We start from the raw sequence: 12896 nt of genomic DNA on the forward strand, positions 1-12896 counted from the left end.
CTTTTTATGCCCTTTGTCTTTTTTTCGGGAGTAGTTTTTCTGCTCGCTCAACAAGATCATTACTCGTAAGCCCAATTTCTTCAAGAAGTTGGTTTACACTACCGTGTTCAATAAAACGATCAGGTATTCCCATACGATCTACGACAGTATCATAAAAACCATTTTCTTGCATAAATTCTAGGACGCTACTTCCAAACCCACCTTGAAGTGCTGCCTCTTCTAATGTAATGATAGGCATTTTTGCTTTTGCAATATCAGTTAACATAGCCTCATCTAAAGGTTTAATAAACCTCGCATTTACGATATTGGCTGATATTCCAACTTGCTTTAACTTTTCATGCGCTTTTAGAGCCATTTGAATCATATTTTGACTAAACGTTAAAATTGCAATATCTGTACCTTCTTCAATGACTTCCCATGAGCCAATCGGTATTTCTTTCAATTGATCGTCCATTGGTATGCCGATTCCATTTCCACGTGGATAACGCACTGCTATTGGACCTTCATTATATTGCGAAGCAGTATATACCATGTGTTGACATTCATTTTCATCTTTTGGCATCATAACTACCATATTAGGGATATGTCTTAAGAATGCTACATCAAAAACTCCTTGATGTGTTTCCCCATCAGCACCTACTAAACCTGCTCGGTCAATTGCAAAGAAAACATTTAAATTTTGTCTGCAAATATCGTGGACAACTTGATCGTAACCACGTTGTAAAAAGGTTGAGTAGATAGATAAAACAGGTTTCATTCCTTGTGTAGCCATACCACCTGCCATTGTCGTGGCATGTTGTTCGGCAATACCTACATCAAAAAGTCGTTTCGGGAACTCTTTGCCAAAGCCTTCTAGCTTTGACCCAACAGTCATTGCTGGTGTAATAACTGCAATCTTTTCATTCGTCTTTGCTATTTTGATTAGTGTATCACTCACTGTTTTACTATATCCAGGTGCAGCTGCTTTCGGCTTAACTTGTTCCCCAGATTCAATTTTATATGGTCCTACACCATGCCAAGTACCTATTTCATCATTCTCAGCTGACTTAAACCCTTTACCTTTTTTCGTAAGTACATGTACAATGACTGGACCTTTTGTCTTTTTCGCATAGGAAAGGGTCTCAATTAAATCATCCATATCATGGCCATTTACAGGTCCAAGATACGTAAAGCCAAGTTCCTCAAAGAAAATTCCTGATACTAACATGTATTTTAGTGTATCTTTTAATTTTTCTGCAGTAGCAGCGATTTTACCACCAAAAGCTGGGATCTTCATCAATAATCCTTCAAGCTCTTCTTTCGCTTTCTTATACTTTCCTGCTGTACGTAAACGCCCTAAAACAGAATGTAGTGCTCCAACATTTGGAGCAATCGACATTTCATTGTCATTTAAAATTACGATCATATCAGTTTGTTCATGACCAATGTGATTTAGTGCTTCTAAAGCCATACCACCTGTTAATGCACCATCACCAATGATTGGAATAACTTTATCGTCTGTCCCCATCAAGTCTCTAGCAGCTGCCATTCCCATTGCTGCAGATAAAGAGGTAGAACTATGTCCAGTTTCCCAAACATCATGTTCACTCTCAATCATTTTTGGGAATCCACATAATCCTTTATATTGTCTTAATGTATCGAATTGATCAGCGCGACCTGTTAATATTTTATGTACATAAGCTTGATGCCCTACATCCCAAATAAATTTGTCTTTCGGGCTATCAAATAGTTTGTGTAATGCAATTGTAAGTTCAACTACACCTAAATTAGGTCCTAAATGCCCACCTGTTACAGAGAGCTTCTCAATTAGGAACGTTCTAATTTCGCTTGCTAAATCGATTAGCTCTTCTTTTGTGTAATTTTTAATATCTTGTGGGTTTTTAATGGAATTGAGATCCATCGCCATTCCTCACTTTCATTTACCATTCCGTTTAGAACGTTTACGTTTTTTTGTAAATAAATTTATTTTAAGTTTATTTTCAATGACATAAATAAACCTACCAACTTGGAAAATGATTTCTGTTGAATATTGAATTGCTAAAGATTTTCCAAATGCTTTTCCACCTACTGTAAGTGCTGCTACAATACTTGTAAAAGTTACTGCAATGACGAATTGGAATACTCCATTATCACTTTGTCCTAATTGTCTCGCAAGCTCAACGACAACTGCAGCAGCAGCTGTTCCACTTACGATCCCGGAAATATCACCAATAACATCGTTACAAAAGCTGGCAACCTTGTCAGCATTTCTAGTTACTAGTATAGATTGTTTTGCCCCTTTTACTCGTTCAGATGCCATTGCATGAAACGGCACTTCATTTGCAGCTGTGGCTGCAACCCCTATAATATCAAAAAAGATACCCATTAGGACAATAAGTAAAACAATCGCCATTCCAGCAGCCCATGTAACTCCACTTAGAATAGCTGTTGATATAATTGAAAAAATAGCCGCTAACACAAGCGTGATAACGGCAATTCCTAAACTCCAGTTTATTGACTTTCTTAAAGAATCCTTCATTTTATCTATAATCACCTATCTAATTTTAAACGAAATATGTAAGGATGGTCATTTAAAGAGTAAAAACTACGGCTTAGGTCCAGTAGGTTTTCCCAGCCGGTGTCCAAAGTGTCGCCACCTTGGAGGTTTCCCTTTAACCCCGACTTAGCGCTGTCACCAAACGCTAGACTAGATTACCACTTAGTCCGTACTCCAATCCTCTTTAAATGTCACTCGAGCAGTCTAGGAGTTTTCCTCAACAGTCCTGAACCATTCCCTAGCCTCTTTTGCAGAGTAGATTTCATATAGATTAAAAAATAAGTAGCCGGCCTAGCTCCTTATTTTTCGTTGACTATAATCCCCTCGACTCCACGCAAGGCAGGCTACGCTGGCTGTAAACTCCCATTAGTTCACTACACCAGGTTCATACCCCATTTCATCACGCAATGCATTTACATTTACGCGACAAGAATGGGCCTCCGCGGAAGCAGGGTCAACGCCCACATGCCTTTGTGGATCGCCCTACAACCTTAACTCCCAGCATCGACCCAAGGCTGGGCGCCCTAAGCCGACACAAGGAACTTCATCGATGTGCCCTTTGGCAGATTTTTAGGCCTGCCTTCAAGAACGGGAGACTGACTAGAATACTGCACCATCCTAAATAAGAGTAACCTTATCTTAGCATATTTTATGTATTTTCTCAATGCCTTGATACTACCTAATTAAGGTATTAGATGGTTAATGATCTCGATTCATCACATATTCTGTTAAATTATTTAATTGTGTTGTATCTGCCGAGCATTTATTTAAGTATTGTTGTGCAAACGATACGTGATATTGTAATTTATCTTTCGCACCAGCAAGTGTCAATAATTTCGGATATGTGCTCTTTTCATTTTGGACATCACTACCAACTGGTTTACCTATTTTACTTTCATCACCTTCGATATCTAAAATATCATCTTGGATTTGAAAAGCTAGTCCTAAATGTTCCGCAAATTTCCGTAAGTTTTCCTTATCTTCCGGGGATGCATTTGCCAAAATAGCTCCAGCCATAACCGCATAAACTAATAATTTACCCGTCTTATGTGTATGGATATATTCTAAATCTTCAAGCGAAAGCTGTTTTCCTTCACCTTGGAGGTCTGCTACTTGTCCACCGACCATTCCTTCAGCACCAGCAGCTCGAGCTAATTCTTTTATTAACTCGACTTTCATCTCAGCAGTAACTTTTGGATCAGTAATCGATGCGATAACCTCAAAGCTCAACGTATTTAAAGCATCCCCTGCTAAAATTGCATTCGCTTCACCAAACACTTTATGGTTTGTTGGATTACCTCGGCGCATGTCATCGTCATCCATTGCTGGTAAATCATCGTGTATTAAAGAATATGTATGTATCATTTCTAGTGCACTTGCAACTGCAAAGGCACGTTTACTAGCGATTCCGAACGCTTCCACAGTGGCAATCATTAAAATTGGCCTTAGCCTTTTCCCACCTGCTTTTAACGAATACAACATCGCATCTTTAATTAATGATGGGCACTTTAAGTCATTAACATAGTTTTCTAACTCTTTTTCAAAATTTTTTCTTGTTTCAGAAATATAGGATAAGACGTCTACATCAGGCAATTTATTCATCCTCCTGAATGACAAATGGCTTTCGCTCCCCATCTTCTTGTAAGATTTCATCAAGCTGTGTTTCAACTGTTTTTAATTTATCATGACAAATTGTTGAAAGTTTCATACCTTCTTGGTAAAGTGATATCGCTTTTTCTAACGGTACGTCACCAGCCTCAAGTTTTTCCACGATAACTTCTAGCTGTTCCATTGCTTTCTCAAAAGAAGTTATTTCCTTTTCATTTTCCTTACTCATTCTTGTCACTCTCCTCCATACCCCAAACTTGACAATCTAAATTACCATCTTTTAATTGGATATTTACTTTATCGCCTAATTGGACTTGTTTCATTGACTTCACTAATTCTTTTTGTTCAGAGTATACAATGCTATATCCTCTTTCCATGACAGCTAACGGGTTATAAGCATTGAGCTCAGATAACTTTTGTTTAAAGAGATATGTTTTATCTTTATGAATCGATTGCATATTTTTTTGTAAGTTAGTTACAGTATGTTTATATGTGTCAAATGCTTTCATGAGCTTTTCTTTCGGGTGTTGGCTTTGAAGATTTTTTTGCAAATACACTAGTTTTTCACGCTTTTTTTCAAAAAGGCGAATACTTTCTTTATGTAACGATTCGGTTAGCCGGTCTAATTGCTCCTCTTTTTGTGCAACAAGTTTCTTCGGATATCTAAACGCATAAGAACGCTGTAAATGTAAGAGCCGTTCTTTTTCCCCTTGATAACGCTCGTTCATTGCCCGGTTAAGTCTCGTTTTTCGCTGATTAATTCGTTCTAATAGTTCAGCAATATGCGGAACTGCTAATTCTGCTGCAGCAGTCGGTGTTGGCGCGCGAACATCTGAGACAAAGTCAGCAATCGTAAAATCTGTTTCATGTCCAACAGCTGAAATAATAGGAAGTTGTGATGCAAAAATACTTTCAGCTACAACCTTCTCGTTAAATGCCCATAGCTCTTCAATCGATCCACCACCACGACCAACAATTAATAAGTCCACTTCGTTTTGCTCATTAGCTTTATCAATCGCTTTAGCGATAGAATTAGGTGCAGATGGTCCTTGAACTAAAACCGGAAAGATCGTTGTTTTTACAACTGGATATCTTCTACGAACCGTAGTAATAATATCACGAACAGCAGCTCCTGTTGGTGAAGTAACTATTCCAATCCTCTGTGGAAATCTTGGCAGTGGCTTTTTGTTTTCAGGAGAAAAATACCCTTTTGCTTGTAGTGTTTTTTTCAGCTCTTCATATGCTAAATATAAGTTACCAATACCATCAGGTTGCATTTCTTTTGCATACAACTGGTATTGCCCATTAGGTTCGTATACATCAATCGTTCCTCGTATGAGAACTTTCATTCCGCTTTCTGGTTGAAACTTCAAATAGCGATTAACACCAGCGAACATAACTGCTTGAATACGTGATTTCTCATCTTTTAAGGTGAAATACATGTGACCACTGGAGTGTCTTTTAAAGTTTGATAGCTCACCTTTAATCCAGACATTTTGTAGTAAGTCATCACTTTCAAATTTTCTTTTAATAAAACGATTTAATGAAGTGACTGACATTAGATTATTATTACTATTCAAAGCAGACCACTCCATTATTCGTTGTTATTTTTATAAAGCTCGTTTGCTGCTTTTACCGTGTTGTATAAAAGCATAGTGATTGTCATTGGTCCAACCCCACCAGGAACTGGCGTAATGTAGGAAGCTAAATGCTTGGCTTCAGTAAAATCTACATCTCCACATAATTTTCCGTCCGAAAGTCTATTTACACCGACATCGATGACAACAGCACCTTCTTTAATATATTCTTTTGTAATTAATTTTGGCTGGCCAACAGCAACAATTAATATATCAGCTAGCTGTGTAATTTGTTTTATATTTTCCGATTGAGAATGGCAATAAGTAACTGTCGCATTCTCTTTTAATAGTAATTGGCCAACTGGTTTTCCGACTATATTACTTCTTCCGATGACAACAACATGTTTTCCAGCGACAGCTATATTTTTTGACTTTAACATTGCTAATATCCCAATTGGGGTACACGGAATAAAACCTTCCTGTCCTAAAGTTAATTTACCAACATTTATTGGGTGGAAGCCATCAACGTCTTTACTTGGAGAAATCCTCTCAATTACAGCTTGCACTGAGATATGTTTTGGAAGTGGTAGCTGCACAAGTATACCGTGAACAGAAGTTTCCTTGTTCAATCGCTCAATTTCAGCTAATAATTTTTCTTCCGTAATATCTTCCGGAAATTCTGTGATTACAGAATTAATGCCTAATTCTTCACATGCTTTTCTTTTTGCTCTTACATAAGTACGTGATGCTGCATTATCCCCAACTAATATCATTGATAAGCCAGGAGTAACCCCATTATCAATTAGTTTATTGACATCTTCTTTAATTGTCAGGCGTATTTGGCTTGCCAATAGTTTTCCATCTATAATTTTATCAGCCATTCTTTCTCCTCCAATCGTACAATTAGAAGGATTGAGAGACTTTCGTCAAAACACCATTTACAAAACGTCCTGATTCTTCCCCACCAAACGTTTTTGCTATTTCAATCGCTTCGTTATATACAACATTTCTTGGTATATCTTTTTCAAATTTCATTTCATACACTGCAAGTCTTAATACAGCTCTATCAATATTACCTAATCGATCAATCGACCATTTTTCTAGGTGTTTTTCAATTAGAGCATCAATTTCTTCTAAGTGATCTGTCGTACCATAGACTAGTTTTTCTAGAAATTCGTCTATTTGCGCATCTTCCATTACGTTAGTCATTGCTTCTGTGCGTTCTGTGTCACTTACATCTATTTGGAATAAAGCTTGTAACGCTTTTTCACGTGCCTCTCTTCTTTTCATTGTTCTTCTCCTTCATTCATATTGCCTACATTACAAAATAATAGCATATCTTATTTTTTTATCCTATATAAACCTATATAAACTACTTATAAATGTTTTATTCTTAAAAATGAAAAAAATCAAAGGGGTTACCCCCTTTGACTTTTATTCTTCGATTAGTTCGTCTTTTTTAAATTGAATTCCAACGATACTAATATTAATATTTTTTGGCTCTAAAGCTGTCATTGTAAGCATTTGAGAACGAATATTATCTTGTACTTGCTTACCTACTTCTGGAATTGAGTTACCGTAAAGAACAACAATCTCAATATCGATTTCAATTCCATCCTCTTTAAGTTCTACTTTAACACCTTTTCTATGAACCTTACGGCCAAGGCGCTCTGCAACTCCAGAGGCAAAGTTTCCACGAAGTTCTGCAACTCCTTGAACTTCAGCTGCAGCAATACTTGCGATAACTTCAATTACTTCAGGAGCAATTTCAACTTTTCCTAATGAAGTATGTTCGTTCATTTCTAATGTATGATTTTCCATTACTACTTCACCACCTATTTTTTCGTTAAATCGTGAATCTCTAAAAACTTTGTATTAAAGTCTCCTGAAACAAAACTCTCATGTTCTAATAATCGTAAGTGGAAAGGAACTGTCGTATGAACACCTTCAATAATAAATTCACTTAATGCTCGCTTCATACGAGCAATAGCTTCTTCTCTCGTGTCTCCATGTGTAATAATTTTTGCTACCATTGAGTCGTAGAAAGGAGGAATTTTATAACCAGGATAAACAGCAGAGTCAACTCGGACACCTGGACCACCTGGTGGTAAGTACATTTCAACTGTTCCAGCAGAAGGCATAAAATTCTTATCTGGATTTTCGGCATTTATTCTACATTCGATTGACCATCCATTGAATTTCACATCTTCTTGTTTTACTTCTAGTTTTTCCCCGCCAGCAATTTTTATTTGATGTTTAATCAAATCGATACCTGTTACCATTTCCGTTACAGGATGCTCTACTTGAATTCGAGTATTCATTTCCATGAAATAGAAGTTACCATTATTATGATCAAAGATAAATTCAACAGTACCCGCTCCGCTATAATTAACTGCTTGTGCAGCCTTAACAGCTGCATCACCCATTTCTTCACGGATTTCACTCGTTAACGCAGGAGAAGGAGTTTCTTCTAATAACTTTTGTAAGCGGCGCTGAATTGAACAATCACGCTCACCTAAATGGATTGTATTTCCGTAGTTATCAGCAAGTACTTGAATTTCAACATGTCTGAAGTCTTCGATATACTTCTCTAAGTATACACCAGGATTTCCAAATGCAGTGGCTGCTTCTGTTTGTGTGATCGTAACACCTTTTATCAAGTCTTCTTTTGTTCGTGCAACACGGATTCCTTTACCACCACCACCAGCAGTAGCTTTAATAATTACAGGATAACCGATTTGCTCTGCAACTTCAATCGCATCATTGACATCTTTTACGATACCTTTGGAACCAGGAACGATTGGCACTCCTGCGTCCTCCATCGTTTTACGTGCGACATCTTTTGTTCCCATTTTCGAAATTGCCTCTGGACTTGGACCAACAAACGTAATATTACATTCTGCACAAATTTCAGCAAAGTCAGCATTCTCTGCTAAAAATCCATATCCAGGGTGAATGGCGTCTACTTCCGTTAATGTAGCTACACTCATAATGTTAGTGAAATTTAAGTAACTATCTTTAGATGCTGTAGGCCCGATACAATATGCTTCATCTGCTAAACGAACGTGTAACGAATCTTTATCTGCCTCAGAAAATACTGCAACAGTTTCCACTCCAAGGTCTTTACACGCACGAATGATTCTTACTGCTATTTCTCCTCTATTTGCAACTAATAACTTTTTTATCATCACTTTTCGCCCCTATTATTCTGGCTTTACTAAAAATAAAGGTTGACCATATTCTACAAGTTGACCATTTTCAACTAAAATCTCAACGATCTCACCTTTAACTTCTGCTTCAATTTCATTGAATAACTTCATTGCTTCAACGATACAAACAACTGTATCATTCTTTACTTTGTCGCCTACTTTTACGTAATTATCTGTATCAGGAGAAGACGCTGCATAGAATGTTCCTACCATTGGTGAAACAATTTTATGTAAATTTTCGTCAATTTCTTTTTCTTTTGCTTCCGGCTTAGTCTCTGTTTGAGCTGGTGCTGGAGTTTGTACTTGTACAGCTGCAGGCGTATGCACTGGTTCATGTTGAACTGCAGGTGCAGTAGTAACTACTTGTCCGCTAACAACTTCATTCTTTTTCATTGTAATTTTTGAACCAGCATGTTCATATTCAAAGTCACTAATTGATGATTGGTCTACCAATTTAATAAGTTCACGAATTTCTTGGATTTTTAACATGACTTACACTCCTTTTAAACCTAATATTACTCTCAAATTCATTATAGCATTTTACTCTGCTAACTTAAACAAAATTATACCTCTTATTAGTAACAGGTACTAAACAATTAAAAATTTTAACATAACAATCCGAAATTGAATAGTAGGAAAATTAAGATTTTCTATTATGAATTGTATTACCGGAAGAATACTTTTTCTTTTTCCCCAAATACTAAAACTAAAGATATTTAGGAGGTGGGTAACTTTGCCTAACAGAAACGATACACAAAGAGCTGTAACGAAAACTGCTAAATCAATTAAAGACGGGGCAGATGCAATGTTTGATAGCGTTGAAAATGCAGTTGAAAAAGTTGAAAGCGCAGCAATGAACGCAGTAGACAAAACTGCAGATGCAATTAATCGTGCAACTGACGATGAAAGATAAGTAAAAAATATTATTACTACTAAAAAAGATGCTGAGAAAACAAGAATCCAGGCACCTCACGTTTAATGAGGTGCCTGGTACTTGTGACACAGGCTCTTTCATTTACTAATTATTTGGTAAGAACTCAACCATAACAGTCATATCTTCACCAAGTTGCTCCATACCTAGAAGCATAATTGCTGCTGCATCCTTTTTAGTATGTTCACTTGCCTTCACTAAAATATTAGCTCGATTTCCAGTTGTAGTTACGATTACATCATCATACCCTTGGATACGGATTAACTCTTCCAACATTCCTTCATTTGCTGCAAGTTCATTTAACTCTTGTAATTTTGCATATGCTTCACTTTTAGCTTCAGCCGTTACATCTGCTGATACAATAACTGCCATGTAATCAGCTTCCATTTTGCTTCTCTTTTCTTCTCTTGCCATTTCTAAAGCAATAAACGTATCATCTCGAGTCATATCAGAAATAACTGTTCCATCATTCTCATTGTTTGTAGCATTTTCCCCATTTTCGTTAACATCCCCAGAGTAGTTCATTGGTTCTGGTGAAGAAATGTAAAATACAGATAAAACAATAATTAAACTTAACATTGTTAATAACCATACTGTTTGTTTTTTTAATACCATTTAAAATTCCCCCTTATTTTTTAGGCAATACTGATACTTTATGCGCAGGTACATTTAAGACTCTTGTAACAGCTTCAACGATCCACTGTTTGACTTGAATGTTATCTGCACCTTTGGCAACTATAATGACACCTCTGACAACAGGTTTTTCTGTCTTTACAACAACTGGCATTTCCTTATCGCCAACCCTAATAATGACAACCTGCTTATCATTGGAAACATCCTTTACTTTACGCTTTCCATTTTGACTGTCTGTCTCATCTGTATTTTGCGTTTGCTGCTTCATATTAAATTCATGTATTTTTGTTTCAGTAGCATCCAAGTTGATCATTACCGATACATCTGAAATACCTACCGCTTCTTCAAGAATCTCTCGCAACTGGTTTTCGTAATGATCTTCATAATCAGCCATCGTCGTAGGGGTTGATTTTTGCCCGAAAGCAGCAACATCTGGCTCGTCATTTAGTGTGTTTATATAATCATCATTTCCAGTACTGTACATGTTGGATATGATCATTAAGCCAGCTCCTATTAAAACTACTACTACAAAATAGGGATGCAGCTTACCATTCTTAAAAATTAAGTCTTTCATTTTTACTTTCGCCCCCTTTCTACCGAGATGACAATTTTTTCACTACTTATTCCCCAGCGATATGCGAGGAGCTCCTGTATTTCCTCCGCTTTCAAATCAGGTTCATTCGTTTCCTGTTTCTTCGGTTTTGAAGTATCTATTTCTACTCGCTTTACTACCTCAACCGCCACTTGCTCATTATCAAGCTGGTCACTTAAGAAAACTTGAACTTGCGTAACTTCATCAGAAATACCTTGATCATTTTCATCAACTGTTAAATGAATGTCAGAGATTACTAAACCATACTTCTCCATCAACTCCTCTTCAGATGCTGTTTTCATATGGACAGCCATTTGTTTTAAAATATATGCATGTTGTGAGGCTTGTATTTCTTTTTTCTTACTTTCTATTAAATTTTCTATCTTTTTTTCTTCTTGGTTGTTCGAAATGCTCATTGAAGCAAGGACTTTTTCAAAATCTTCCGTTACAAATTTTAAAAGTGGCGATAAAATAATTACGATTAATAATAGTCCAATCACCATTTTTACATAGCGCTGGAGCACAGAATTAGGAAGTAAAAGTTCAAGTACTACAGCTAACAGAACAAACAAAATAATATTTGAAATCCAGCTCGTTAAAAAAGCCATCTATACACTTCCTTTCATCGGAACTATGATTAACGCATCATTATGGCGACATTTCCTGCTGAAATAATTATTGTTATTGTTAGGAAGAACATGAGGGAAACGATAGCTAATGCGGCAAAAATATATATTACACTTTTACTAATGATGCTTAAGCAATCGATGATTGGCCCTGCTCCTAATGGTTGTAGGATCGCTGCAGCTAGCTTATAAATAATTGCTAGAGATAAGACTTTAATTGCAGGAAATGCAGCAATCAAGATTAAAATTGAAACTCCGATTAACCCAATTGTGTTTTTAAGCAGTATTGATGCACTTAATACAGTGTCAGTAGCTTCTGTGAACATTCTTCCAATTACAGGAATGAAGTTTCCTGTTACAAACTTTGCAGTTCGAATGGTGATCCCATCGGCAACCGCTGTTGTCGCCCCTTGGACTGACAAAACTCCAAGAAAGATAGTGATAAATACACCTAAAGCACCGATACTTATATTTCTTAACAATTGTGCCAACTGCGTAACTTTGTAATGCTCGGTTAATGTACTAACGATGCTTAATATTGCCGAAAGAAAAAGGAGAGGAAAAACAAAATTTTTAATTAATAATCCACTCATATTTACTAGAAAAATGATTAATGGATGAAAGAAGGCAACAGATATTACATTTCCAGTTGAAGCCATTAAAGCGAGTATTAATGGCACTAAGGCAATAATAAAACTCATCATATTGGTAATGGCCGTTAATGCGTATGATATGGCTACGTGGAAACTATTTAATGCTAAAATGATAATGACCATATAGATTATTGCATAAGCAATTTTACTAATAGAGTGGCGTTCGAATGCGTTTTGAAATGATTGCAATATTGCACTAAAAACAGTTAAAAAGATTAAAGTGCCCAGTAATTTTCCATTTGCTAATATTTCATGGAATAAGTAGCTAAGTACACCTTGAAACCAAGCTTTGATTGAAAACTTTTTTTCGCCACTAACAAATTCATAAAATGTTCCTTTTTGACTTTCCGGAAGGAAACCTCCATACTTCGTCATCACATCGTCCCAATATTGTTTCACTTCATCTATTCCTAAATTAGAAAGTTGTTCACTGACGAGCTTGTGGGGGGTACTAGCTTGTACAGGCGAAGAAAATAATAGTGTGAATAACGCTGCAACTAAAAGTCCAAATAGTAGTTCTCGACCATTCAT

General features: G+C 36.5%; 15 protein-coding genes. 1 reads left to right on the top strand and 14 read right to left on the bottom strand.

Annotated elements, in window-relative coordinates; translation table 11 throughout:
• Positions 1-4 precede the first annotated feature (4 nt).
• From dxs to accB, 10 genes are all read right to left on the bottom strand, one after another.
• Positions 5-1900: a 1-deoxy-D-xylulose-5-phosphate synthase gene (gene dxs, locus CIB95_RS04410; RefSeq protein ID WP_094922444.1), complete on the bottom strand. Its 1896-nt coding sequence runs from the start codon at positions 1898-1900 to the stop codon at positions 5-7.
• 15 nt (positions 1901-1915) lie between these two features.
• Positions 1916-2518: a CNNM metal transporter family protein gene (locus CIB95_RS04415; protein WP_094922447.1), complete on the bottom strand. Its 603-nt coding sequence runs from the start codon at positions 2516-2518 to the stop codon at positions 1916-1918.
• A 717-nt stretch (positions 2519-3235) separates the two neighbouring features.
• Complete coding sequence (locus tag CIB95_RS04420) at positions 3236-4129, bottom strand: polyprenyl synthetase family protein (RefSeq protein WP_408607189.1); 894 nt, start codon at positions 4127-4129, stop codon at positions 3236-3238.
• A gap of 1 nt (position 4130) precedes the next feature.
• The gene (gene xseB / locus CIB95_RS04425; protein ID WP_094922453.1) at positions 4131-4373 is read right to left on the bottom strand and encodes an exodeoxyribonuclease VII small subunit; all 243 of its coding nucleotides are present in this window, start codon (positions 4371-4373) and stop codon (positions 4131-4133) included.
• Positions 4366-5703, bottom strand: a complete 1338-nt coding sequence (xseA, locus tag CIB95_RS04430) for an exodeoxyribonuclease VII large subunit (protein ID WP_094923409.1) — start codon at positions 5701-5703, stop codon at positions 4366-4368. The genes xseB and xseA overlap by 8 nt, the downstream gene beginning before the upstream one ends.
• 35 nt (positions 5704-5738) lie before the next feature.
• A complete protein-coding gene (gene folD / locus CIB95_RS04435) occupies positions 5739-6602 on the bottom strand; it encodes a bifunctional methylenetetrahydrofolate dehydrogenase/methenyltetrahydrofolate cyclohydrolase FolD (RefSeq protein WP_094922455.1) in 864 nt (287 codons plus the stop codon).
• A 22-nt stretch (positions 6603-6624) separates the two neighbouring features.
• Complete coding sequence (nusB, locus tag CIB95_RS04440) at positions 6625-7011, bottom strand: transcription antitermination factor NusB (RefSeq protein WP_094922458.1); 387 nt, start codon at positions 7009-7011, stop codon at positions 6625-6627.
• A 144-nt stretch (positions 7012-7155) separates the two neighbouring features.
• Positions 7156-7542 carry an Asp23/Gls24 family envelope stress response protein gene (locus CIB95_RS04445; protein ID WP_094922460.1) on the bottom strand — a complete coding sequence of 129 codons (387 nt, stop codon included), beginning with the start codon at positions 7540-7542 and terminating at the stop codon, positions 7156-7158.
• 14 nt (positions 7543-7556) lie between these two features.
• Positions 7557-8909, bottom strand: coding sequence for an acetyl-CoA carboxylase biotin carboxylase subunit (gene accC, locus CIB95_RS04450; protein WP_094922463.1), 1353 nt, complete (start codon positions 8907-8909; stop codon positions 7557-7559).
• Between the two features lie 15 nt (positions 8910-8924).
• Complete coding sequence (gene accB / locus CIB95_RS04455; RefSeq protein ID WP_094922465.1) at positions 8925-9419, bottom strand: acetyl-CoA carboxylase biotin carboxyl carrier protein; 495 nt, start codon at positions 9417-9419, stop codon at positions 8925-8927.
• A gap of 244 nt (positions 9420-9663) precedes the next feature.
• Between accB and CIB95_RS04460 the strand changes: the two genes are divergently transcribed.
• Complete coding sequence (locus CIB95_RS04460; protein ID WP_094922468.1) at positions 9664-9843, top strand: hypothetical protein; 180 nt, start codon at positions 9664-9666, stop codon at positions 9841-9843.
• 105 nt (positions 9844-9948) lie between these two features.
• Here the strand turns inward: CIB95_RS04460 and CIB95_RS04465 are convergent, their stop codons facing one another.
• The 4 genes from CIB95_RS04465 to spoIIIAE are packed head-to-tail and all read right to left on the bottom strand — an operon-like array spanning position 9949 to position 12896.
• Entirely contained in the window at positions 9949-10476 is a 528-nt protein-coding gene (locus tag CIB95_RS04465; RefSeq protein ID WP_094922470.1) for a SpoIIIAH-like family protein, read from the bottom strand.
• A gap of 13 nt (positions 10477-10489) precedes the next feature.
• Complete coding sequence (gene spoIIIAG, locus CIB95_RS04470; RefSeq protein WP_094922473.1) at positions 10490-11068, bottom strand: stage III sporulation protein AG; 579 nt, start codon at positions 11066-11068, stop codon at positions 10490-10492.
• Between the two features lie 2 nt (positions 11069-11070).
• Positions 11071-11694: a stage III sporulation protein AF gene (spoIIIAF, locus tag CIB95_RS04475; protein ID WP_094922476.1), complete on the bottom strand. Its 624-nt coding sequence runs from the start codon at positions 11692-11694 to the stop codon at positions 11071-11073.
• Between the two features lie 29 nt (positions 11695-11723).
• Complete coding sequence (spoIIIAE, locus tag CIB95_RS04480; RefSeq protein ID WP_094922478.1) at positions 11724-12896, bottom strand: stage III sporulation protein AE; 1173 nt, start codon at positions 12894-12896, stop codon at positions 11724-11726.

The sequence above is a fragment of the Lottiidibacillus patelloidae genome, from assembly GCF_002262935.1.
Lineage (GTDB): Bacteria > Bacillota > Bacilli > Bacillales > SA5d-4 > Lottiidibacillus > Lottiidibacillus patelloidae.

Coding starts and splice junctions, on each gene's coding strand:
- spoIIIAE (WP_094922478.1), bottom strand. CDS start 12,896: ATGAATGGTCGAGAACTACTATTTGGACTTTTAGTTGCAGCGTTATTC.
- accB (WP_094922465.1), bottom strand. CDS start 9,419: ATGTTAAAAATCCAAGAAATTCGTGAACTTATTAAATTGGTAGACCAA.
- nusB (WP_094922458.1), bottom strand. CDS start 7,011: ATGAAAAGAAGAGAGGCACGTGAAAAAGCGTTACAAGCTTTATTCCAA.
- folD (WP_094922455.1), bottom strand. CDS start 6,602: ATGGCTGATAAAATTATAGATGGAAAACTATTGGCAAGCCAAATACGC.
- CIB95_RS04465 (WP_094922470.1), bottom strand. CDS start 10,476: ATGGTATTAAAAAAACAAACAGTATGGTTATTAACAATGTTAAGTTTA.
- CIB95_RS04445 (WP_094922460.1), bottom strand. CDS start 7,542: ATGGAAAATCATACATTAGAAATGAACGAACATACTTCATTAGGAAAA.
- CIB95_RS04415 (WP_094922447.1), bottom strand. CDS start 2,518: ATGAAGGATTCTTTAAGAAAGTCAATAAACTGGAGTTTAGGAATTGCC.
- spoIIIAF (WP_094922476.1), bottom strand. CDS start 11,694: ATGGCTTTTTTAACGAGCTGGATTTCAAATATTATTTTGTTTGTTCTG.
- spoIIIAG (WP_094922473.1), bottom strand. CDS start 11,068: ATGAAAGACTTAATTTTTAAGAATGGTAAGCTGCATCCCTATTTTGTA.
- accC (WP_094922463.1), bottom strand. CDS start 8,909: ATGATAAAAAAGTTATTAGTTGCAAATAGAGGAGAAATAGCAGTAAGA.
- xseA (WP_094923409.1), bottom strand. CDS start 5,703: ATGTCAGTCACTTCATTAAATCGTTTTATTAAAAGAAAATTTGAAAGT.
- xseB (WP_094922453.1), bottom strand. CDS start 4,373: ATGAGTAAGGAAAATGAAAAGGAAATAACTTCTTTTGAGAAAGCAATG.
- dxs (WP_094922444.1), bottom strand. CDS start 1,900: ATGGATCTCAATTCCATTAAAAACCCACAAGATATTAAAAATTACACA.